At 41.9% G+C, this 21,811-nt stretch carries 24 protein-coding genes and 1 pseudogene; 6 read left to right on the top strand and 19 right to left on the bottom strand.

Annotation, left to right across the window (positions count from 1 at the left end; all coding sequences use genetic code 11):
- Positions 1-11: 11 nt before the first annotated feature.
- Positions 12-329 carry an ArsR/SmtB family transcription factor gene (locus D5F11_RS17105; protein ID WP_120116006.1) on the bottom strand — a complete coding sequence of 106 codons (318 nt, stop codon included), beginning with the start codon at positions 327-329 and terminating at the stop codon, positions 12-14.
- 440 nt (positions 330-769) lie between these two features.
- Here D5F11_RS17105 and D5F11_RS17110 point away from each other — a divergent pair, with 440 nt between their 5' ends.
- From D5F11_RS17110 to D5F11_RS17120, 3 genes are all read left to right on the top strand, one after another.
- Entirely contained in the window at positions 770-1,009 is a 240-nt protein-coding gene (locus D5F11_RS17110) for a ferredoxin family protein (protein ID WP_120116007.1), read from the top strand.
- Between the two features lie 305 nt (positions 1,010-1,314).
- The gene (locus D5F11_RS17115) at positions 1,315-1,521 is read left to right on the top strand and encodes a hypothetical protein (protein WP_120116009.1); all 207 of its coding nucleotides are present in this window, start codon (positions 1,315-1,317) and stop codon (positions 1,519-1,521) included.
- Positions 1,522-1,668: 147 nt separating this feature from the next.
- Positions 1,669-1,809, top strand: a complete 141-nt coding sequence (locus D5F11_RS17120) for a YjcZ family sporulation protein (RefSeq protein ID WP_120116010.1) — start codon at positions 1,669-1,671, stop codon at positions 1,807-1,809.
- Positions 1,810-2,189: 380 nt separating this feature from the next.
- On the opposite strand, the gene D5F11_RS17125 is transcribed toward D5F11_RS17120, so the two are convergent.
- The 3 genes from D5F11_RS17125 to D5F11_RS17135 form a co-directional block, all read right to left on the bottom strand.
- Positions 2,190-3,245 carry a beta-carotene 15,15'-monooxygenase gene (locus D5F11_RS17125; RefSeq protein ID WP_120116011.1) on the bottom strand — a complete coding sequence of 352 codons (1,056 nt, stop codon included), beginning with the start codon at positions 3,243-3,245 and terminating at the stop codon, positions 2,190-2,192.
- 476 nt (positions 3,246-3,721) lie between these two features.
- Positions 3,722-3,928: a hypothetical protein gene (locus D5F11_RS17130; protein ID WP_120116012.1), complete on the bottom strand. Its 207-nt coding sequence runs from the start codon at positions 3,926-3,928 to the stop codon at positions 3,722-3,724.
- 44 nt (positions 3,929-3,972) lie between these two features.
- Positions 3,973-4,680, bottom strand: coding sequence for a cytochrome c biogenesis CcdA family protein (locus D5F11_RS17135; RefSeq protein ID WP_120116013.1), 708 nt, complete (start codon positions 4,678-4,680; stop codon positions 3,973-3,975).
- A 328-nt stretch (positions 4,681-5,008) separates the two neighbouring features.
- On the opposite strand from D5F11_RS17135, the gene D5F11_RS17140 reads away from it, so the two are divergent.
- Together D5F11_RS17140 and D5F11_RS17145 are read left to right on the top strand one after the other, a co-directional pair.
- Positions 5,009-5,986 carry a DUF4003 family protein gene (locus tag D5F11_RS17140; protein WP_120116014.1) on the top strand — a complete coding sequence of 326 codons (978 nt, stop codon included), beginning with the start codon at positions 5,009-5,011 and terminating at the stop codon, positions 5,984-5,986.
- Between the two features lie 889 nt (positions 5,987-6,875).
- Complete coding sequence (locus D5F11_RS17145; protein ID WP_120116015.1) at positions 6,876-7,892, top strand: helix-turn-helix transcriptional regulator; 1,017 nt, start codon at positions 6,876-6,878, stop codon at positions 7,890-7,892.
- A 167-nt stretch (positions 7,893-8,059) separates the two neighbouring features.
- Here the strand turns inward: D5F11_RS17145 and D5F11_RS17150 are convergent, their stop codons facing one another.
- The 7 genes from D5F11_RS17150 to D5F11_RS17180 all read right to left on the bottom strand — a co-directional run bounded on the left by D5F11_RS17150 (position 8,060) and on the right by D5F11_RS17180 (position 14,599).
- Positions 8,060-8,821 carry an ABC transporter ATP-binding protein gene (locus D5F11_RS17150; RefSeq protein WP_120116016.1) on the bottom strand — a complete coding sequence of 254 codons (762 nt, stop codon included), beginning with the start codon at positions 8,819-8,821 and terminating at the stop codon, positions 8,060-8,062.
- Between the two features lies 1 nt (position 8,822).
- The gene (locus D5F11_RS17155) at positions 8,823-9,938 is read right to left on the bottom strand and encodes a FecCD family ABC transporter permease (protein WP_120116017.1); all 1,116 of its coding nucleotides are present in this window, start codon (positions 9,936-9,938) and stop codon (positions 8,823-8,825) included.
- Between the two features lie 2 nt (positions 9,939-9,940).
- Complete coding sequence (locus D5F11_RS17160; protein ID WP_221768459.1) at positions 9,941-10,819, bottom strand: ABC transporter substrate-binding protein; 879 nt, start codon at positions 10,817-10,819, stop codon at positions 9,941-9,943.
- A 190-nt stretch (positions 10,820-11,009) separates the two neighbouring features.
- Positions 11,010-12,458 carry an MFS transporter gene (locus D5F11_RS17165; protein WP_120116018.1) on the bottom strand — a complete coding sequence of 483 codons (1,449 nt, stop codon included), beginning with the start codon at positions 12,456-12,458 and terminating at the stop codon, positions 11,010-11,012.
- 608 nt (positions 12,459-13,066) lie between these two features.
- Positions 13,067-13,588 carry a hypothetical protein gene (locus tag D5F11_RS17170; RefSeq protein ID WP_120116019.1) on the bottom strand — a complete coding sequence of 174 codons (522 nt, stop codon included), beginning with the start codon at positions 13,586-13,588 and terminating at the stop codon, positions 13,067-13,069.
- 55 nt (positions 13,589-13,643) lie between these two features.
- The gene (locus D5F11_RS17175) at positions 13,644-14,273 is read right to left on the bottom strand and encodes a hypothetical protein (RefSeq protein WP_120116020.1); all 630 of its coding nucleotides are present in this window, start codon (positions 14,271-14,273) and stop codon (positions 13,644-13,646) included.
- Complete coding sequence (locus D5F11_RS17180) at positions 14,270-14,599, bottom strand: PadR family transcriptional regulator (protein ID WP_120116021.1); 330 nt, start codon at positions 14,597-14,599, stop codon at positions 14,270-14,272. Before D5F11_RS17180 ends, D5F11_RS17175 begins: the two co-directional genes overlap by 4 nt.
- A 123-nt stretch (positions 14,600-14,722) precedes the next feature.
- Here D5F11_RS17180 and D5F11_RS27840 point away from each other — a divergent pair, with 123 nt between their 5' ends.
- Positions 14,723-14,857, top strand: a complete 135-nt coding sequence (locus tag D5F11_RS27840; protein ID WP_281277097.1) for a hypothetical protein — start codon at positions 14,723-14,725, stop codon at positions 14,855-14,857.
- Between the two features lie 146 nt (positions 14,858-15,003).
- On the opposite strand, the gene D5F11_RS28340 is transcribed toward D5F11_RS27840, so the two are convergent.
- The 8 genes and pseudogenes from D5F11_RS28340 to D5F11_RS17215 form a co-directional block, all read right to left on the bottom strand.
- A complete protein-coding gene (locus tag D5F11_RS28340; protein WP_120116022.1) occupies positions 15,004-15,156 on the bottom strand; it encodes a four-helix bundle copper-binding protein in 153 nt (50 codons plus the stop codon).
- Between the two features lie 180 nt (positions 15,157-15,336).
- Positions 15,337-15,460 (bottom strand): annotated as a pseudogene (locus tag D5F11_RS28190) (helix-turn-helix domain-containing protein).
- Between the two features lie 542 nt (positions 15,461-16,002).
- A complete protein-coding gene (locus tag D5F11_RS26675) occupies positions 16,003-16,143 on the bottom strand; it encodes a hypothetical protein (protein WP_185830761.1) in 141 nt (46 codons plus the stop codon).
- A 40-nt stretch (positions 16,144-16,183) separates the two neighbouring features.
- Complete coding sequence (locus D5F11_RS17195; protein WP_185830762.1) at positions 16,184-16,624, bottom strand: hypothetical protein; 441 nt, start codon at positions 16,622-16,624, stop codon at positions 16,184-16,186.
- Positions 16,621-17,433 (bottom strand): DUF3100 domain-containing protein, encoded by an 813-nt coding sequence (locus D5F11_RS17200; RefSeq protein ID WP_120116023.1) that lies wholly within the window; start codon positions 17,431-17,433, stop codon positions 16,621-16,623. Before D5F11_RS17200 ends, D5F11_RS17195 begins: the two co-directional genes overlap by 4 nt.
- Before the next feature lie 18 nt (positions 17,434-17,451).
- Positions 17,452-18,339 carry an NAD(P)-dependent oxidoreductase gene (locus tag D5F11_RS17205; protein WP_120116024.1) on the bottom strand — a complete coding sequence of 296 codons (888 nt, stop codon included), beginning with the start codon at positions 18,337-18,339 and terminating at the stop codon, positions 17,452-17,454.
- A gap of 13 nt (positions 18,340-18,352) precedes the next feature.
- Positions 18,353-19,843, bottom strand: a complete 1,491-nt coding sequence (locus D5F11_RS17210; RefSeq protein ID WP_120116025.1) for an aldehyde dehydrogenase family protein — start codon at positions 19,841-19,843, stop codon at positions 18,353-18,355.
- Positions 19,844-19,940: 97 nt separating this feature from the next.
- A complete protein-coding gene (locus tag D5F11_RS17215) occupies positions 19,941-21,566 on the bottom strand; it encodes a helix-turn-helix domain-containing protein (RefSeq protein ID WP_120116026.1) in 1,626 nt (541 codons plus the stop codon).
- Positions 21,567-21,811 lie beyond the last annotated feature (245 nt).

A 21,811-nucleotide genomic window follows, 5' to 3' on the forward strand; every position in this document is an offset into this window, starting at 1 on the left:
ATCTGAGATGTTCAATGCCTTGCATGATCGATTGTCTGCTCCAGTATGTTCATGACATGTTCATCATCATGGGAATAGTAAAGGCTCGTACCTTCCCTTCTATATTTCACAAGCCGTAAATTTTTTAAAGTGCGAAGCTGATGTGAAACTGTAGACTGTTGCAAATTAAGACTCTCTGCAATTTCATTCACCGAAAATTCCCTCTCGGACAGAAGATGCAAGATCCGTATCCTTGTCGGATCCCCCAGCGCTTTGAAAATTTGCGAAACAGTTAGTAACGTGTCCTCATCTAGTTCATCAGGATAATCGTTCTGCCTATTGTCATTCATACGATTTTACACTTCCGTTCTCTTTATATGATCATATGTTCATGTATTAATTTAAATGTATTAAATAAAGCTTTATTTGTCAAGTAAAACCGCTAAAAATCTCTTCTTTTATATAGCAGCCACCAAAATGTGCTATTGCAGGCAACGCGACAGGATATGCCGTTTTGAAATAGCTTAAGTTCATCTTTCAATAACCTGTAAAAGGAACCCCACCTTCTTCGACACTCATCTAGCTTTCCGAACTCTCGCATTTCCTTGAGCGCCCTCTACTCGGGTACTTCCGCTTTTCTATCCAATCGAATACTTGAGGGTAATTAGTTCCCATACATTGAAAGTGATGCCCAGTTTTGCTATATTATCATTAGTTTGTTTTATTCAACTGAAGTCTTTGACGCACAAGCCTATATTTTTTTCATATATTAGTAAAGGGTGGTTATTGAATGGCTTACGTAATTACATCTCCTTGTATCAGCGAAAAATTCGGTGAATGTGTCGATGTATGTCCTGTCGATTGTATTGAAGAAGGAGAAGAAATGTTCTTCATCGATCCAGACATTTGCATTGACTGTGGCGCATGCCAAGCCGTTTGCCCGGTAGAAGCAATCTACCATGAAGAGGAGTTGCTCCCAGAGGATAATATATATTTAGAAAAAGCTAAAGAATTTTACGCTTCAAGATAATTTTCCAATAAAAAACAAGGGCCAAAGTGCAGGACACTTTTCGGCCTTTTTTTTGCTTCAAAAACCCAACTTTCCCCTCTATTTGCTTTAAATAGCTTCTCGCCTGTGAAGGTGATATGACTTTTCTGCCAAACATCACTGGATGTTCACAGCTTACTGATTGAAGGATTTCCGCAACTCTTGAAGCGAGTAATTCCATTGTTGAGCAGTTTCTCTGAAATAATTTTTTCCGTCCGCCTATACACAAAAAACCCGACTGAATAGAATAAAAAAGAACCCCCCAGCTGGCAGAGAGGAGGATAGCGATGTCTAAAGAGAAGAAGGAAAAGGTCATTAAGGTTGAGAACTTGGTCATCCATGCGCAAAATGTTGATTTCATTCGGGATCGCCACAGAGAAAGAGAGGACAGAGAAAGAGAGATGCAGGCAAGGGATCCATGGGAATTCTTTTTGGGGAGACCCCGCCCCCCACACACAGTAGATGAAGAGGAAAGCACTGGCAGACCTGAGTAGTCCGCCGGTTTTGGTTTAAAATATTTGCAGTAAAAAAATGGGTAAATACCCTTCCACAAGTGGAAAAAATGCATATTCTATGGTAAGGCCCAATCAGGGGGTCTTAATGCCTTTCTGACGAGACTTTGCGGGAAAGAGGTGAGTCATTTGTTTGGATATGGCGGCTTTGGCGGCTGTGGATTTGGTGGATATGGCGGCGGCTGCGGATTTGGATTCGGCGGCGGTTTTGCACTCATCGTCGTGCTGTTTATTCTGCTGATCATTATCGGAGCAGTATGCTTTTACTAATATAAGAAAAGCGCAAGCGCCTTGTTTAGCCCCGACAAGCACAAGACGATTCCCGAGGAGGCAGCTCTTCAGTCACCACAGGGACGGCTTGATCCTTGCGGGGCTAGGTGCTGGCAGGCTCAGAACGCGACGTCCTGTCGCTTCGCTAGCACTAGTACTTCCTGTACGTCGTAGCTAGACAATGATAAAGCTACCTTTGAATAACAATTTCCATATCAAGTTCTACTTTCTTTACTCATAAAAAAAGGATCATCCCGGTCAATTCATTAGATTGACTGGGATGATTATTTTCTAAGAAAAGGATGCCCAATGGCAACGATCGCTTGTTCATGATTATTCAAAATTCACACGCACAACACTCATTCAGAAGGTAAGCTGTTCTAAATTTTTTTCTGATCTTCAATCAACGCACGGAATCGGTCCGGTTCATCCAGACGGATCGCCGTTTTCGTATAATTTTTCTTTAAGCCCATAAATAGATTTGCGGCAAGAGGGCGTTTGAATTCGATGATACAATGCGGCGGTAGTGTTTCAAAGTCCTTTGCTATAAAATCAATCGTCTCTTTGGGATTAATTTTCTCTTCCTCCGCTTCCCTCTCCCACTTAATCTCTTTGATTTCTTCCATTGGAATGACGATGCGCTTCCCAAGCCCAAGTGAAACGAAAATCTTTCTATCCTGGACATACAGCGGATTTAATCTTATTGCCTGAATATCCCCGATGAAAAATATGACGGTGTAGACATTTAGTAGAAGCATTATGATCGAAAGGATAACCGACTTTTCATGAATAAGCCAATGGATGGCCGCCGTTTCTATGATGATGCCATGGATCAGCATGATATAAAATGCGATGAGGCTTGACTTTTTATGCAACGAAAAATAGGCTTCTCCAGCTGAAGGTTTCTTTTTCCATGAAGCGAATGCGTAATAGAACATGAGAAATTCCGATGCAATAACTCTCAGCAGAATGTGATTCCCCACCCGCTTCTCTACAGCAGACGGAAGTGAAAACAATAAGCTTTCGTTATGTGATTTGATCCAGCGAATGATGCCAGGCAAACGCCAAATGAGTAATGCGACCAAGCCCAGCTCAGCCAAAACAATGAGGGCTTCAATACCGATAGCTGCAAGCGGGACGTAAGTAAACGGTTCGAAATAAGCACTTGGGATGAGGAATCGAGCAAATACCAGCCCGGAAACCATCCAAGCAATAAATGCTTTTACCGTAATCCTTTCCTTGCGTTTCAAAAACAAAATCAGGAGCGGTGCCACAACCGCCAAATCAATCAATGAGCCGATGACAACCCAATTTGCATCAGCTGGAAGAACCTGGGAAGTTAGTGGAGAGCGATACAATAAAGCATTGGAGCCAAGAACGAGAACAAGTAAAAACAGTAAAATATAAAACCGGCGGTCTCTCTGAATAGCAGTCATCAAAAACACACCTTTTTTCTTTTATCTTACCATAAGAAAAGCTCAAGGCGCCCGTTTAGCGACGTACAAACTGGAGCGATTCTGACGAGATAAAGGAAAACGAAGTGCGAGAGTGCCTGCTTATCGGCGACCAAGCATAAGACGAGCGCTGAAGAAGGCGTAGTTTGCCTTCAGCAGCGAATGGCTTATGACCTCGAGCCGATGGCACTCACAGCCAGACAACACGGCAAAGAATGCAGGCTCAAATCGCGACGTCCTGTCGCTTCGCTTGCATTAGTACTTCCTGTACGTCAGCAGGCTCAAACCGCGACGTCCTGTCGCTTCGCTTGCATTAGTACTTCCTGTACGTCAGAGCCGATGTTGACTTATCGTAGGAAGAAGAGTGAAGTTTGCTAGTCGCTGGGCGCCTGGAGCCAGACATAGAAAAACTTAATTCGAACTAAATATTTCATCTGATTTTATACTTTCTTACTCTGTTAAAAAAGCCCCGCCATCATGCGGGACTTGCCTTCAAAATTGAAAAATAGTTGACTTATATCAAATGCACCTTGGCGTATTTGCGCCCAGATTTTATCGAGCTCCGCTCGATAATTTTCCTCTGAAAATCTGTGGCATCCGCCGGAGGCTTTAACTTTATTCAGCCGGGGTTTGAACCCCCACTGAACGGAAACACCAATATGCATTCATCTCACCACTTATAGAAGTGAGAGATTTCTGCTGAATGAAGTTAAAACCCTTTAAAATCACCGAATAAAGGTTGCAAAATCGAGATAATGAGCTGCATCCAATCAAAAAACAATAAAATTCCGATGATAATCATCAAGTAACCGCCAATTTTCATAAAGCGCTGCCCGTTTTTCTTCAGGAACGTCATTTTGTCCAAGAATAAGGACATCAGGAGAAATGGAACGGAAAAACCAAGCACATAGGCTCCCATATAAAGAAGTCCCTTTCCAGGATCACCAGCGACAAGTCCAATCATCGCCCCTAAAATAGGGCCTGTACAAGGGGTCCAACCAGCAGCAAACGCAATTCCGATCAGGACAGATCCCAAATAACCCGTCGGCCTGTTTTGAAACTGAATCTTCTTCTCCATATTTAAAAAATTAAAACTCAGGATACCTGTTAATACCAAGCCGAAAAACACCAATACGATGGCCCCTACTTGTCTAAGAAGGGCTTGATACTGACGGAACATGTCTTCAAAGAGGGTGGACGATAGACCCAAGGCTAAAAAAATGATAGAAAATCCTACTAAAAACAGGATCGTATGGATAAAAGCCTTCTTTCTAAATATCCCCCGCTCTTCCTTCATCTCGTTCACAGTCATTCCAGTAATATACGACAGGAAAGCCGGATATAAAGGAAGAGTACAAGGTGATATGAAAGATAAAAACCCCGCTCCAAAAGCAAGAAATATGTTTATTTGCTGCATTTTTTAATCACCAGCCTCATTTTATATCATATACATCCACCTTAGCAAAAACAATCGACTTTATTGTGAAATAACTGTGCCATTTTATCGAATTTATAGTCACATGTATAAGCGCGGTTTGAGGAGACTAGCAAAGATGGCAATACGTTTGTGCAGTTTCCTCGAATATGCCCCATGCAGCTTTGCTATGGTTCCGACACCTAAAGCTGGGTAAACCGAACTACATTCCAATGAAACCCTGTCCAATCCCATACTACAAAAAAATGAAACATTTACTTTTACCAAACCGTATGAAAAAATAAAAGGAAACTCAGGAGGGAGCATTAACATGCAGGAATACATGCTCAAGTATATTGAAGTCTATGAGGAACTCAGGCAAAAGATGAAATGGAAAGTGACTGATAATAAAATATTAATGACGATTGCGTCCTTCTATGCCATGAATCAAAAACCTTTTCAAATGGAGTCTTATCTGCTGATTGCAGAGGAAATTAAACGACAGGCCCGTGCTTTCTCTTCTATAAAATCGGAATCTCGTTATATTGCCGCGGCTATGCTAGATGTTGGCTTCGAACAAGCCGAAAAGCAAATTCCTGCATGGTTTGCTGTCTACGATGAATTGGCCAGCGCTAAATTCAGAAAAGGTATATTCACTTATATTGCAGCAGCTGTATTGATTAAAAATTCGGGGTCTGACCCCACGGAATATCGTCCTATTATCACGAAGGCAAAAGAAATTTACGAAGGCATGAAAAAAGAGCATTTCTTTTTGACATTCAGTGAAGATTATCCCCTTGCAATGCTTCTGGCTGCAACACAGACTGATCATGTCATTGAGAGCAACGAGCGCTTTTATGACGCCCTGAACCGTAACGGATTTCGAAAAGGCAACCATTTGCAAATGCTGAGTCATATTTTGACACTTGCCCAAGAGGAGAGCGCCGAAGCGCTAGTAAGCCGGACCACTCAAGTGTTTGATCAATTCAAAGAGGTCGGTATAAAACAAAAAACACTGTATTATCCAGTGATGGGAATGCTTGCCATGATCCCCCCTGCGGAATTAGATATGCAGGAAGTCTATCAGGCATACGAACAACTTAATCAGACAAAACCATTCAAATGGCAAAAGGATTTAAACGCAACTCTTGCTGCCAGCTTTTATGTAAAAGATAAATTGGAACATTCGACTTTCATAGAGTCGAGCCTATTCACAACAATCGAAACTATTTTGCAGGCTCAGCAAGCAGCCATGACCGCTACTATAGCAGCTGCTGTAGTCACTACGAATTCAAATTCAGGAAGCTAAAAAGCCGGGGATGAACCATGATTTATGGCATCCCCGGCTTTTCATTTCTTATGGCGAAATGTATGACTGCAGCTATGTACTCAAACCCTGAATAAGAAAGGCACCGACCTCATGTACTAGCCTCTCAAATCGAGAAGGACTTTTAATGTGAGTTGTGATGTAAACTGCACAGCAAATTTATTTCGTCATTTGTAAATTAAAGTGTACAATTCGAACAATAAAGTTTTGCCCTAGTCGATTAACAAAATATTATCTTCAAAAAAATGGGTTTTAAGAACATATTGGGGTACAACTTTAATATTACAAATTTTTTTGTGAAACTTAGTTGCATCATGGAAAATCAGAAAATCATACATATCTTTTGAATGTTAGATTTAAATATATTCCTTTCTTAATTGACATTGACAGGTTATCAGTCAAGAAGTATGATAGAACCACCTAATTGATAATTAATATCATTTAGGTCAATTATTAAATTTAGCATTTATAGATTCTCTTAAAAGTGATAAATCGAATTTTCCACTAGAAGTGCCAAATCAGGTAGATTGAATTGCTACAATTCTTGCTATATGTTTAGCTTTATTCCATTTAAATAATGGCACATTGTTGAAAGAAAAAAATTCTGCTACGAGTGTGGATTGTCGACGTGAAAGTTGCCTTCCTTATTACCTTAAATCCGTTACTATTGGTGTGAATTAGCAAATTGTTTGTACATGCAATATCTGCTTTCGTTCCGCGGCATTTTTTACTAGATTCAATAATTGAGCCACCTCCTTTTTTACATAGGCACTTGACTGACTATCAGTCAAGTAAATAGAGTGAAATGGTTTTTCAAAATTTATTTGAGTGACAATCGGTCAAAAGTTGAGAGTAAGGAGCTGAAAGTAAAATGGCGTTAAACGTAGCCAAGATTCATGATTTATTTGACCAGTTTACGGAATTGGTAGAGGGACAAGTTCAGCAAAAAAATTTGGAACAAAAGCTTACCATTCCTTCCCACATAGGTAAAGGTAACGTGACAAGAACACGGATTCGTCCCGGTATGGAAATTATGATGACGGATATTACTTTCAAGCAAGATATGAAACTTCAAATTCAGGAATCCTGCCAATTATTTGAATTGAGTTATTGTATTAGTGGCGAGATCCATTGCGATTGGAACGGCAAGAGCAGTCATACGATTTCACAAACGGGAAATGTCCTCTTTCTAGAGAATGTTCGAGTCTTTGAAGAAAAAAAAGCAGATATCCGAAATCAGCTTCTTGAAATAAGGTTCACGCCCGATGAACTGTTGCGTTACGCTGAGGATGTAACAGAACAACGGAAAATGGAGACTTGGCTTAAACATCACCGTGGTAATATTGATCAATATCCGACCACGCCGGCTATCCAAAGATGTGTATCTGAAATGATCCATTGTACACATCTTGGCACAATGAAGAGGTTGTATATGGAAAGTAAGGCATTAGAATTTTTATCCTTATTTGGAGAGTCAGATGGATACGGTAATATCGGAGGAGGCATAATGCTGCACCGCGATGATATTTCCAGGCTGAAACATGCCCATGAACTAGTGCAACAGCATCTTGAACAGCCACTATCAATTCGCGAATTAGCAAGGCGAATTGGGATGAATGAATTTAAGCTAAAAAAAGGATTCCGTGAGTTGTTTGGCATGACAATTTTTGAGCTTGTGCGTCAAAAAAGGATGGAGAAAGCACTATGGTATATGGAAGTAGCACATTTGAATGTCGGAGAAACGGCTGCTTCAGTTGGCTATAGCAACGCCAGCAATTTCACCACGGCTTTTCGCAAGCACTATGGCTGTAATCCAAGTGATCTTATAAAACGTATCAGTCAACTGAATATGGAGCAAAGCAAATTGAAAAATGATTCCAATCAATAGCTTTATACAAGCAGATCTTTATTAAGAAATGACCTGTATTATCACATTTGTTCAATAATTCGCAGTATCAATTACATCTATGTACACTAAAAGCGGCTCGACATTAAGAAGGATATAATGTCAAGCCGCAGCAACGCATAGCTCAGATAGATCTTTTCTGCACTTTTTTAGAGCAAATATGCGATTGCCAAATCCCCCGTAATCGGATTGGAGTAAACCTCACAATCAATTTCATAAACCTGCCTGATAAGCTCATTTGTTAAAACTTCCTTGGGCTTTCCCGAGACAAGGACCTTCCCTTGTTTGATCACATAAAGAATATCACAATACACAGATGCCATAGAAAGATCATGCAATGCAGCCAGAACGCCAATATTTAGCGATTTGACGACAGTTAAAATCTGCAGCTGATATTTAATATCTAAATGGTTTGTTGGCTCGTCGAGAATTAAAAATTGGGGTCGCTGTGCTATTGCTCTAGCCAGTATCACACGTTGTTTTTCACCGCCCGATAACGTCAAGTAGCTCCTATCCGCATACTCAGTCAGATTGACCCTTTCCAATGAATCCGCAACAATTTGATAATCTTGTTTATTATCTAATTCCATGAGATGCTTATGCGGTGTTCGCCCCATCATCACCATCTCACGAACAGTAAAATCAAAGCTCAATTCATTGAATTGACCAACCACGCCCATATCTTTCGAGATCATGCGCGCTGATGATTTCAAAACATCCGTCTCCCCCAAAAAAACAGAGCCCTTTTGCGGTTTAATGACTTTATAAATACTTTTCAACAAAGTAGATTTCCCACATCCATTGGGCCCAACGATTCCGACAAACTGTCCATTCTCCACTTTAAGACTGATATCTTTTATAACATCCGTCCCCGCTAAAGTGACTGATATGTGATCTGCTGTCAGGTTCAATTTACTTCCCCCCGAATCCATAACTTTTTTTGATTAACATATACATAAATACCGGCGCGCCCAGAAGGGACGTGACAATTCCAATCGGCAATTCTCCATTCGGTATGATGGTTCTCGCAAACACATCCGTCCATATCATGAATAAGGCACCAAAAAAAATAGCGACAGGAACAAGCCGCTTATGGTTTGAGCCGACAACACTGCGCACTATATGGGGAACAATCAAACCCACAAACCCGATAATTCCACAAGTTGAGACAAGAACACCAGTGACGATCGAGGAGATCACCATATACACCCGTCTATAATTGTTTAGGTTAATTCCCAACGTAACCGCTGTTTCTTCCCCCATTAGCATCGTATTCATGACTCTGAATTGAAACAGAAAAAAGAGTGCCGCAGCAAGGACTACTGCCGTAACAAGTGGAAGTGTCCCCCACTCAGCAGATGTCAAACTTCCCATTGTCCAAAAGGATATGGATCGAATGCCTTCGGCATTTTTGGCAAAGTAAATAATAAAGTTGGAAAAAGCACTACACAGCGCGTTAATGACCGTTCCGGCCAGAATCAGTTTGACCGAGGAGACTTTCCCGCCGATGCTGGCAAGGCCCAAAACAAGAACGGCTGCTGCCAACGCGCCAATAAACGCCCATGAGGCAACACCAAACTCTCCAAGAATTCCCCCTATACCAAAACCGAGCATAATCGCAAACGTCGCGCCTAATGAAGCACCGGAAGAAATCCCTAGTAAGAACGGGTCAGCCAGCGGATTTTGAACGGATGCCTGCATGACGGTTCCGCAAAGCGCCAATCCAGCGCCGGTTACCAACGCCAGCAGCACTCTCGGAAAGCGGATTTGCCAAATCACATCCAAAAACATGGCATTTTCATCCGCTGTGATGTGGTCGGTTTGTATCCCGGTGATTTGCTCCACCAAAATCCAAAAAGATTGACCGAAAGGAATGGATACTTGCCCAACGGATACCGAAACGACGATTGAAATTCCAACCGCAACAACCAGTACAGCTACGATTACCGAGAAAAGGGACCGTTTTTTTATCTTGCTTTCTGTATCAAGCAAATTGTTTTTGAGTTCTCTTCTTTGTGCAGTTGCCATGCCTATTCTCCTTTGAATAGTTCAGGATGAACATACTTGGCAACATCATTGTACAAATCCGCAAGTCCGAGACTCCCGCGTACTGCAGTTGTATACTCGACAACCTTCACGTTGCCGGTTTTAATTGCAGTCGCATTTTTCAATTTTGGATTGAGCAGATATTTATTTATCAATGCCTCACTATCTGATTTTTGGAATCCAGTGATGATGATTTTGTCGGGATTCACCGATAGAATAGATTCCTCCGACATCTCTACATACGTTTCCTTAGATACTTCGATATACTCGCCGCCCACGCCTTCAATTATTTCATCAATAAGGCAAAGTGATGGGCCATAATAATAAGTCGTTTCTCCGCTCGTTCCAAGCAGCAGAACTTTTGGCTTATCCTTTGTCTGTGCCGTTTTTTTCTGAATTTCACTGATTTGTTCTTTCTGCTTCTCCACAAAGGCATTCGTTTTCTCTTCGATATTCAGTACGCTGCCCAAATTCGTAATATCCTCGAAAAAACTGTCGATAGTGCGTCCAGTCGTATAGTTGATTCCGGCAAGCACGGGAATGCCTCTCTTGTTCCAGAAAGAAATATCCCCTATTCGTTCTTTCTGAAATGCGGATGACATGGAAATAATCAAATCCGGTTGCAACTCCAGAATGGCTTCCTTGGAAGGCCACATGTCCGTCATAATCGGGAGCTTTTTAATTTGTTCCTCATATTCAGAGAAGGATTTGTCCAAATATGCCAGTCCAACGATTCTTTTCTCTTCTCCAAAGGCAATCATCCACTCCGCGAAACCTTGGCCGATTACCACAATGCGTTGCGTTTCTTTTTCAATGGTCTGCTTCATTTCTTTACCTGCATCATCATAAATCGTCAAGGTCAACGGGTAATGACTTTTCCCCGTTGAGTTGCCCTCAGTTGCTTCGGGACGATTCTGATTAGATGCTTTTGGTTCAACTGTTTTTTTTTGAGCAAGCGGACAACACGATCAAACATAGAATCATGGCCATAAAAATAGATACGTTTTTCTTTGTAAACATAAATTCTTCCTCCTGGTATTAGACAACTTGATATTAAGTGTTGTGTTGATTTCGTATAAAACTAAGGCAAACAAAAGCTGCTAGAGCAAGTGCTCCGCAGGCCGTTAAAGAGACGGAAAATGCCCTTACATAGTCGGACAGGATTGCATTTTTCAAGGGCTGTTGCAGCGCGGTAGAAAATAAAATGCTAATCAACGCAACACCCAGCGAGTTAGCCAAGTACATCACAGTATTGAACAGACCTGAACCCGCCCCCACATTCTCCGCCGGTACGGTACCAAGCACAACTCGGGTAAGCGGCGTTGTGACCAGTCCAAGTCCCATGCCATACGTTAGCAGCAGCACCATGTATGGCATCTGCAACAGATGCATCGCATCGATACGCAGCAACAAGACAAAGAAAAAACAACAGCTTGCCGTGACCAACGCACCTGTTTTCAGCACAGCCATCCCCCAACGATCTACCACTTGCGATGAGATCAGAGAGGTCAGGAAAAAACCGCAGCCAAGAGGCAGAAAAGCGAGACTCGTCGCTTGGGCATCAAAATGCAAGCCAAACTGCAAATAATACGTCAAGATAAAGAAGAAAGAAAACATGCTGAGGTAAATTAAAACAACGGAAAGCATCCCTACGCCAAATAAACGTTGCTTAAAAATAGTCAGATCGACAAGCGGTGCGTCATCACATTTTTGCTTATGAATTTCTACCGCTATAAATGCAAGTAGTAACAGCAGTGAAAGAGCCAGACAACCCCATATCCAATGCGGCCATCCTTGTTTTTGTCCTTCGGATAACGGATAAACAAGCAGAAATAGCCCGCTCATAATAAAAAATGTACCGGTCCAATCGATCCTTTGTGTCGGGTTGCCATGCGATTCCGGCAGAAGCGGCAAGCACAAAAGAACAAGAATACCGAAGGGTACATTGAAAAAGAATACAGTTCTCCACCCCAAATCAAACACGTTCCAATTGACCAGAATGCCTCCCAGCGTGAGCCCAAATGCAAACCCGAATCCGAGCAATGCACCATAAATGCTGAAGACAAGCCCTTTTTCCCGCGGTAAAAAATTAACTTGCATCATGGAGAGCACTTGGGGTTGTATAAGCGCCGCAGCAAGTCCTTGTACAATCCGAATGGCAATCAGGAGAGTCGGACTCGTAGCCAAGCCTCCCAGTATGGCCATGAGGGTAAACCCGCTCACGCCAATTAGCAGCAGTCGTCTTCTACCATATATGTCGCCAAGCTTTCCACTGACAATGAGAGCTACGGCCAGACTGAGAGAAAAGCAGGTCACAATAAGCTGTGCATCGGAAAAACTAGCGTTCAAACTATTCTGTATCAAGGGTAACGCGACCTGTATCATATAGGTATTTAAAGAATTAAGCAGTATAGGGAGTAGAATGACAGCTAGCGTATACCAACGGCGTGGATCAAGCTGCTGCTCCAGTTCTTCGCCAGCTGTTGAAGTATGATTGAGCATTTGTATCTCCTCCTTAAAAACAATCTGCTTCAAGTCCTTCCGCAATGTTTTAGATACGAGTTACAGAATATAAGGCATCCAACATCCATATGTTTTTCAAAAAACCACTCCCCCGTCCTTCTGTTTCTCCCAATTCTTGATATGTCCTAAACGGAAATTCATTGAAAACAATTATCAATGATAATGATTATCGATTGATTTGATTTTTTTGTCTACCTGTTGCGGGAGCTTCTCCTTTTATTAAGGGAGCAAAAATTCAAGTGAACAAATGAACCTTGCAAATTTCCATTGTTTATCTTTATGATTAATGCTTCATGAAAGAGTAAAAGAGGGTTAGGAAAAATCCTCCCCACCCTCTCTTACTCTTTCATTTTTAACTCATCTTGCTCACAAATTTGGATTTTAACTTTCACTTTCATTAATTTATCTAATAGCCTAGCCCATTGCAGGTATTAGTCTTTTATTCTCTATATTTATGTGTAATGCTTTAGAAAGCGCATGTGTATAGATTATTTAAAGTAATTTTCTGACTGTTTTCCAGGTTGGATTTTCAAAAAAAATATATGAATAATATGAAATCTCTCCATCTTCTACCATACTATTTTCGATCACTTTTTTTGAAAAGCAGTAATGAAAAAGCATGTCATCCACGCAACAAAGGAAACAACCATTCCCAACATCAGTCCGATTGCAGCCATAAAAGTGTCATGCTCCGGAGTAGCCGGCTCTAATATCATGAACAGATAGAGAAAAATCAAAAAGAGTATTACATAAAAGCTGCTTCCCACCAGCCCCATGACCAATTGGTCCTTCTTTGGTCTTTGTACCGAGACACGCATGGCAATCCATAAGTAAATACTTGTCAATGTTGCTGCAAGAATGATTAAGATATGCAGGTATGGAATCATGAACAGGCCTGACAGAAAGATCAATCCAACCGCTAATAAAAATAGGACCGCATTCAATACAAACAAAAATAATCCGCTTTTCCATTTATGATGAAACCATTGTTTTTCGGATAACTTTTTTACAATCAGGTGATTGCCTACTATTTCTATCAGGCTTTGCTTTTTAATCAAAATCATGATGATGATTAAAATTCCAATTCCAAACACACTTATAAGACCCAATCTCCACACTCCTTTTACATAGTAATTCTAGGTATATACTCAAAAAAAAGGAGCACTAATCGAATACCTTGCGTACTCCTATATAATAACCCGCTTTACTGATTGGAAAAAAGAAAGCTGTGGCTGTCAAACATCCAATCAAAAAAGACGATTGCAAAAGGGAATGAAACAATTCAGACGGTAAAATCCCTAACAACGTGATTATCATTAAAAGGATATTTGGAACGATCGCCGCTCCCATTGTTCTTCTCAGTAGACTCTCGCCTTTTGCCCCATATTCTTTTCCAATTTCATATCCCATAAATGCCCAATACCCTGAATAGCCGATCAAAATAATCCAAGAGGATTGGACCAGCACTTCCCAAAACATATGCAACAAGACAGAGAAATTCGTGCCAAGGGCCAGAAGCCCTCCACCAGCAAAAAACAGTATATTTACAATGATGAACATTTTCTTGGTGCTCTGAAACTCTTTGGATGAGACGTATCTAAACTGGCTTGTCAGCTCCTCCGGAGTTCCAATCTGGCTTTGAACTATTGTGATTGCCTCCTGTTCAGGAAGCCCGCATTCCTTTATCAGCTCATCCATATGTCCTTCAATTTCAGCAACAATGGCAGCCTCATCCGGATGATGATGTAACAAAAACTTCAAGCGCTGAAGAAACTCTGCCTTTGTTTTAATCATGACTGCTTCCCCAACATGCGATCCATCATTTTGGAAAAAAGCGTCCATTCCTTCGTTTTTACTTCCAGCATTTTTACACCTTCTGCTGTCAGCCGGTAATACTTGCGCGCCTTCCCTTTTTCCTGCTTCTCCCAATAGGATTCAATATACCCTTGATGTTCAAGCTTGTGCAGGGCGGGATATAAAGTCCCTTCTCTTACCTGCAACGTATGATCGCTGCGCTTCTCCATCACCTTGGCAAGCTCATAACCATACATCGGATGGTCCTGTAAAAGCTGAAGAATCAATAGGGAAGTGCTCCCTTTTAAAAGCTCTCGGTCAAACATCGTTACACCTACCTAGTTTTACTATGTATAAGTGTAATTCCTTCTCAGCGATTTTGCAACCTATCATGCTATGATTAAACTGAGACCTCATACAATTCCGATAATGGGCAGGAGATGTTTCGGATGGAAGATCAAATTCAAGAGTTTGTTTATTTGAGACCCAACTTTATTCTAATCATCTTTTTTCTTGTTTCCCAGCTGGTTATTTTACTCTCGGGGAATTCAAACAAATTAATCAACCGCTTTTTTTCAGCATAGTCATAATTTGTTTATCCGTTCTTTTGCTCTATTGATTTCCAAAGGTTTCATTGCTAACGCCTATGGCTTGTGTTTTGATGCTGCGATTTTTTATATGTATCTAGCCATTAGTTATAAACACTTTTGTTTTTCTACAAAAAAGAAACTTAAATAGCCCACTGGCTGTTTAAGCTTTCTGCTCTGCCATGCTTTTTACATTCATTGCCGCACGTCTCGCAAATCTCTGCACATAATTGGCAGATTTTTTTGGCAAATGTGCTATCCGCTTGTATCGCGCTTATAAACCTCTTTTTATTCAAAAACGCTTGAACTTGACTTTCTCCTTAGCAAAATCCAGACCTACGACTGGATTCATGTTATATCTCCTCCCCTAAAAATAATAAATTCACCGGTAACCCCTAGCCCTTCTTGAAGATTAATTGTTGACAATATGGTAGATCAATGAGTACTGAAGGGCGATGCTTTCGACTTCCTGTAGCCTATAGTTGAAAAAAATGATTATAGACTAACCTGGCGCAGCCAATGGTCTTAGAGATGAATTTCTTGTTCCTGATTTGGATAAATACGAAATTTATACGCTTTGTGCCGGAGCACTCCACTCACCTCATTTCTTTTTCGATGACGAACATTTTCGAGCTCGAAGAACTCTTTCAATGGGTAACAGCAGCATAGCTGTCATTATCCACAATAAACAGTAAATATATGTAAAATTGAAAAAGACTTAAAGTTTTCACTTCAAGTCATTTCTCATTCTCTGTTTTTCTATGAGGTTGTTTTTTACCTAAGGGCTACTACCAACAAATCGCGCTTATCTTAACTCATATTTAGAAAACCTTAGTTTATCAATAGCTTATTCACTAAATTCATATAAACAACGTATTCTTCTAGACACCGAGCCTCCAGCATCAAATTCTACAACCGTTTGTTGCCTTGAATGCAAAGGTATTCGCTGTGTTCATAGTGTCAAGACATCACTACGTTGAAAACATTGGTTAAGATATCAAGTATCCAAAGTAGTTTTTTGCTTGATTTTTCTTCTTTGAAGACTTTCTACGGGGTATGTAATAGAGTAGGCGCATGGGCTACTCACGATCCTACTCTATTCTGCCCCTGTTAAGAAAATGATTTCATCACTCTTATACTAATCAAATGCGCATTTGCGCCCAGAATTTATCGAGCTTAGCTCGATAAATTTCCTCTGAAAATCTGTGGCCTCCGCCGGAGGATTTAACTTTATTCAGCCGGGGTTTGAACCCCCACTGAATGGAATACCAATATGCATTCACCTCACTACTTACAGAAGTGGGAGATTTCTACTGAATGAAGTTAAAATCTCCCTTGGATTCGGAAAACAATTTCTGCAAAAATGGAGGCAAATAAAAAGGTGCCTGTATATACAACTAGCGAAACGATCACAATGCGCCACCCCAATTTCTTGAATGCATCTATATCTTTTCCTAATGATAAACCTGCATAGGCGAGTATAGGAGTAGCGATTGCCATAAAGTTGATTTTGGACGTTTGTTCGACAATCCACCCATTGCCGGGAAAGATGGGGGTAGTAGCAATAAGCGCAATGAGTGAAATCCATACGACTGCTGGGATTTTAATGGGCAAGAAGCTGGTGAGTGAGAGTCCGATAATAGTGATAATGACAATAAGCATTATTCCCGGCAGAGCTTCAATCGGGTTAACCTTGTATCCGACCCAATTCCCTATGATAGCAATTACACCAATCAACGAGAGAATTTTTGCTTTCTCAATCACATTCTTTCGCCTCCCTTATCAATAGAGAGCCTATGCCGGCCAATCTTTGGCTCCAACCAGTTGTATAACCGTACGGTGACTGGAAGCGAGAAGAATACACATATATACGTCCCCAGAATTGTCGTGATCAAGTTTGCCGCAGCAGCAAACAATGCAATGTTGTCAGCATCGTTCGGGAACGTAACAGCAAGGGCTCCGGATGCAGCTGCCATCATGCTGCCTGAGCCGACTCCTGCTCCCATTGCCAACGAAATGGGATGCAGGAAGCCGATACTTCCAAGGTAACCGGCTAACAGCGCCAAATAGATGGCTCCGAATACTGTTCCACATACATAAACGCCAAGTGCTCCCCGACCTTCAGGCGAATCGGCACCGTATTTCTCGGAAATAATGGCGAGGTTCGGCTCGCGGTCAATCGAGAACGTAGCTCCGATAGCTTCACGTTTCATACCTAATAATAGAGCAATAGGCAATCCAATAATAATGGTACCGACGACGTGCCCAACTTCTTGGAATGCGAGGGACAGACCCGCCTCAAAAATTTTAGGCAAGGAGGGCCCTAACATCGTCCCGAGTTTTGCGACAAATAACATAAAAGAAATGCCAAGAATGGTTGCTGCATGCTTCATTTGTTTTGTAGTCAATAATTTGAATTTCGGCCAGCTCACAATTCCTCCCCAGACCAGCACATATAACATTGGAAATAAAGCGATTGTCCCGACACCGATGTTGAATTGCTTGGAACCAATCCATTCTCCTGCTACTACAAACGCTAAGACGATCAAATGAAGTTTGACGTTTTTTGTCATCAAATACCCTCCTTCTCCTTATACGCTGATTTTATGATTTCCCATCCATTCCACAACCTGCCCGACAGCACTTGTATCCAAATGTCCCAATCCTTGACGCTTTGCCGCTTCATATAATTGCGCCACTAGGGAGCCGATCAGGGCGGGGGACTCTGCTTTCTTTGTCATGTCCATATACAAGTTGATGTCTTTTGCCATATGGCTCAATAAGAACTTTACTTCATTATGGGTGTCATCAATGAGGTTCGGCCCGAAGACGGATAGCACTTTCGTTTGTGCAGAACCAATGGCCATTAATTCAGCTATCTTTTTAGGATCGACACCATTTTTTGCACCGGTCAAGAACGTTTCACTCAATAGGGCCGTAATACCTGCGACCATCATGTTGTTGCAGAGTTTTACCACTTGTCCTGATCCAGATGGGCCGATGTAACGGACCTCCTTACCAATTGCTGATAAAACAGGCAGCATGGCGTCAAATGCTTCCTTTTCTCCGCCCACCATAATTGTCAACGTGCCGTCATTCGCTCCTGTTGGTCCGTTACTGACAGGGCAATCGAGATAATCGACACCTTTTTCTTTAGCTGACCGTGCCAGATGCTTCGTCATTTCTACGTCGGTTGTGCTCATGTCCAAAATATAAGCTCCTTCCGATAAATAGGAAAGGATGCCTTCTTTGCCGATCACCGTTTCCCATACCATGGATGAAGTCGGCAACGATAAAAGGACGACCTCTGTTTCAGCGATACCAGCCGTAGGGCGGGAGACTGGGGTAGCGCCAAGCTTTTTCATCTGTTCCTGTTTTGTCGGGTCGGGATCGAATGTTGCAACTTCATGGTCGGCTCTTTGCAGATTCTTCACCATACCGGACCCCATCGCCCCGCATCCAATGATTCTGATTTTCATTGTGGTACCTCCATTACGGCTTCATATAGACCGTCTTTATATCTGTCCAAAAGTCCAATGCGGTACTGCCTTGTTCCCGAGGGCCGATGCTAGATTCCTTTTTACCACCGAACGGATAGTGATTTTCAAAATAAGTGGAAGGTAAATTGACATGTGTCACACCGGACTGGATACTTCGCACAAAATGAAAAGCCTTTTCCAAATTTTTCGTATAAATGGTGGAAGAGAGACCGAATTCAATATCGTTTGCCATCCGAAGTGCTTCCTCATAGGAATCCACCTCAAATACGCCGATGACTGGCCCGAAGATTTCTTCTTTTGCAATAGTCATATCAGGACGCATGTTGCTGAAGATAGTCGGAGCGACAAAATAGCCTTCCTTTAAACCTCCATCTGTTAGCCGCTTTCCACCTGTTTCCAAGGTAGCCCCTTCGTCAATGGCCGTCTGGACATAATGTAAATACCTATTCAGTTGATGTTCGTCAATCACCGGTCCGTTGGTCGTTTGCTCATGCATTCCGTCCTGGATAATCAAAGATTCCGCTTTTTCAATAAGGCGGTCAATCACTTCACGGTAAATGGACTTAGGCGCATATACACGGCTTGTCCCTGTACAACGTTGGCCATTATCATAAAATCCGCTCGATACAATGCTGTCAATAGCCAGATCCAAATCGGCATCTTCTAAGATGATTGCAGGATTCTTCCCACCCATTTCTGCCTGCATTTTGCCTCCGTGCTGGGTGACTGCTTTGCCAAGAGCGACGCCAACATCCGTTGACCCTGTGAAGGACACGGCTTTCAAATCTTTATTCTCGCCGAACTCCTTGCCGATGACGGCCCCTGATCCTGTGACCATGTTAATGACGCCGGCAGGAACACCTGCTTTTTCAAACAGCTCAATAATTTTCACACTGATTAGAGAGGTTGTGCTGGCAGGCTTGAATACGACTGTATTGCCAGCGATGATGGCGGGAGCAATTTTCCAGATGCCAATGCCTAACGGAAAATTATACGGAGCAATGACACCTACAACCCCGAGCGGTTCCCGGATAGTATAAGCAAAAATATCCTCATTATAGGAAGGAAGGGTTTCTCCGGCAAGGCGCGTCGCTTCGCCGCTGAATTGCTTCATAGCCTGGATTGTTTTTGTTACTTCCCCCCGTGCCTCTCGGATCGCTTTACCTACTTCCTTCGTAATAATGTAAGCCAGTTCTTCTTTATTCTCATCCAATAGATTAATAAGCTTAAAAATAACTTCTCCGCGTATAGGAGCAGCAGTATTCGCCCACTTTGGAAACGCCTCCTTGGCTGCAACGATTGCTTGTCTCACATCATCCACGGAAGACTTCTGAAAACGTCCCAATATTTCGGATGTCCGTGAAGGATTTTTGCTGTCGTAGAGTTCTCCCGTTACAGATACCACCCATTCACCATTAATATAATTCTTATAGATTGGAATGGTTTCTTTGTTCATCTTTTTATAGATTGTATCCGTTTGCATTTATAACCTCTCCTTTGCAAAATAGCGCTTTCATTAAATGAATTATAATTTAAAGATAAAAAAGCGTATATGTGCCAAATCACAAAGAAAGAAAGGATTATTTGGTGTTCGGAACAATGATATTTGGCAAGTAGTCTAAAATGTCAAAAGCGGTCATCAGTTTTAGGAAATCCTTTTGTACGCGTAAATCAACCGACAGCAGATCCTCTATCTTCCTCAACCGGTACGACAAGGTATTGGGATGGATACAAAGACTTTCGGCCGTTTCTTTATGCCTTCCATTTAACTGGATATATGTTTTGAGGGTTTCGTAGTCTACCGGATCACCGTTAATCAGGGGGCCAATTTGATCCGATATGTATTGCGTCAGTGCCCCTTGGTCGGTGCCATGCCAGAGCCGTTCAAAGCCGAGATCCTCATATCGGATGATTTGCTGGTCCCTCGACTTTTTTGCTAATTGTATCGCATCATTTGCTTCCCGATAACTGTCGCCGATTTGACTTACCGGAACTTTCCTGCCGATGCCAGCGACCACCTCGGTATCCGGGAAAATCCGTCTTAAAAGCTGCTTCACCTTTGAATTTGCATGAGTAGCAGTATCAGGAACCAAGACGAAAACGGTAAATCCTCGATGGAAGACGATAGCATCTCGATCAGCGACATGTAATGCTTGCTCCAATTTTCGCAGAATGCGTTCTTTTGAAACCAAAGAATCCTGAAGCCAAAGTGGTTCCTTTTTCCCTTCAACTAATAGGCAAGCAACAGTACTGAACTTCGTTAGTTTGTTAAATTTGCTATAATATGTAAATTGATGATCCCATGTGCCGTCAAGAAGTTTAAGAAACAATTCCTCTTGTAATTTATTCTCGCGTTCAAATAGGTTGTTCTGTTTGATTAATTCCAGAACGACAACATTCGCGGCTTGCTCGATGGCTACCCTTTCAATATTGGAGTAGGATTCATAGGTCTGTGGGAGACGGAAATAGCCTAGTGTTTCATTGGACGAAATGATTGGGAAGACGGAGTTTGCTTTGTCCACAGTTTCCTCGTACGTTACTGGTTGAGTAAGGAGCCGGTTCAACACATGGACGATTTGACCGATTCCACTTCCTTCCAACAGGATGTTCGAAAACGTATGATGCATGTTCTGAATGGTCAGAAGGTCGTTGTTCCGTTGTTCCAATTCTTTGTATAACCGGCTATTGGTAAGCGCGATGGCTGCCTGATTAGCCAGGATTTTAATAATCAATGTTTCCTCTTCGGTGAATATGTCTCCTGGAGCATCAAAATTATCAACGACTAGTACGCCGATACAATTTTCTTGATATACAAGCGGAGCCGCAAGAACACTTTGTACTGTTTTAAAATCCACTGCCCGTTGGAATGCCGCCGCGTTTTTTTTAGACATGTTCGTCATATAATTTTTTGCATGGTCCAGCGAAACGTTATAGATGCGGCGTTCTTGAAACGCCCGTCCTGTAATTGATTCACCGGCACGGAACTTCACCTTCCGGATCGATGATTGCTCTACCCCCATGCCAGCGGAAAACGTAAGATAGCCTTCTTCGTTCCACTCATAAATGATCACCGTATCTGCGCGCTTTACCAAACCCATGGCCGCCGCCATCAGGTTCTGCAGGACGACCCGCTCTTCCAAGCTTTGTGTAAGCAAGGCATTCAAATCAAAAAGTTGCTGGCACTGTTCATAGGTAAGTTTGACCAACTGACACCCTCCTTCAATAAAGTTCCTCTTTTAAAATCGTTTTTGTTATCGAAAAAATGCGAATTAATCAGGGTTCCCTCCACCATTCACCAACGTTGCATAGTAGTATATATCAGAAACATTTAAAAAACGTAAATAGAGACTTGGCAAAATATAAAAAACTCCTGATGCAGGAGGGAAACAAACAATTCCCCTACACTATCAAAAGGAGCCTTGTGTAAAAGTGTAAACTAGGATTTAATAAT

Source organism: Siminovitchia terrae, assembly GCF_003605405.2.
In the GTDB taxonomy this organism is placed as follows: Bacteria; Bacillota; Bacilli; order Bacillales; family Bacillaceae_C; genus Siminovitchia; species Siminovitchia terrae.

Bases quoted from the DNA above. Each gene is read 5' to 3' on its own strand.
- D5F11_RS17105 (WP_120116006.1), bottom strand. From the start codon at position 329: ATGAATGACAATAGGCAGAACGATTATCCTGATGAACTAGATGAGGAC.
- D5F11_RS17110 (WP_120116007.1), top strand. From the start codon at position 770: ATGGCTTACGTAATTACATCTCCTTGTATCAGCGAAAAATTCGGTGAA.
- D5F11_RS17115 (WP_120116009.1), top strand. From the start codon at position 1,315: ATGTCTAAAGAGAAGAAGGAAAAGGTCATTAAGGTTGAGAACTTGGTC.
- D5F11_RS17125 (WP_120116011.1), bottom strand. From the start codon at position 3,245: ATGACTGCTATTCAGAGAGACCGCCGGTTTTATATTTTACTGTTTTTA.
- D5F11_RS17130 (WP_120116012.1), bottom strand. From the start codon at position 3,928: ATGCATATTGGTGTTTCCGTTCAGTGGGGGTTCAAACCCCGGCTGAAT.
- D5F11_RS17135 (WP_120116013.1), bottom strand. From the start codon at position 4,680: ATGCAGCAAATAAACATATTTCTTGCTTTTGGAGCGGGGTTTTTATCT.
- D5F11_RS17140 (WP_120116014.1), top strand. From the start codon at position 5,009: ATGCAGGAATACATGCTCAAGTATATTGAAGTCTATGAGGAACTCAGG.
- D5F11_RS17145 (WP_120116015.1), top strand. From the start codon at position 6,876: ATGGCGTTAAACGTAGCCAAGATTCATGATTTATTTGACCAGTTTACG.
- D5F11_RS17155 (WP_120116017.1), bottom strand. From the start codon at position 9,938: ATGGCAACTGCACAAAGAAGAGAACTCAAAAACAATTTGCTTGATACA.
- D5F11_RS17165 (WP_120116018.1), bottom strand. From the start codon at position 12,458: ATGCTCAATCATACTTCAACAGCTGGCGAAGAACTGGAGCAGCAGCTT.
- D5F11_RS17175 (WP_120116020.1), bottom strand. From the start codon at position 14,273: ATGATTAAAACAAAGGCAGAGTTTCTTCAGCGCTTGAAGTTTTTGTTA.
- D5F11_RS17180 (WP_120116021.1), bottom strand. From the start codon at position 14,599: ATGTTTGACCGAGAGCTTTTAAAAGGGAGCACTTCCCTATTGATTCTT.
- D5F11_RS27840 (WP_281277097.1), top strand. From the start codon at position 14,723: ATGGAAGATCAAATTCAAGAGTTTGTTTATTTGAGACCCAACTTTATT.
- D5F11_RS17200 (WP_120116023.1), bottom strand. From the start codon at position 17,433: ATGACAAAAAACGTCAAACTTCATTTGATCGTCTTAGCGTTTGTAGTA.
- D5F11_RS17205 (WP_120116024.1), bottom strand. From the start codon at position 18,339: ATGAAAATCAGAATCATTGGATGCGGGGCGATGGGGTCCGGTATGGTG.
- D5F11_RS17210 (WP_120116025.1), bottom strand. From the start codon at position 19,843: ATGCAAACGGATACAATCTATAAAAAGATGAACAAAGAAACCATTCCA.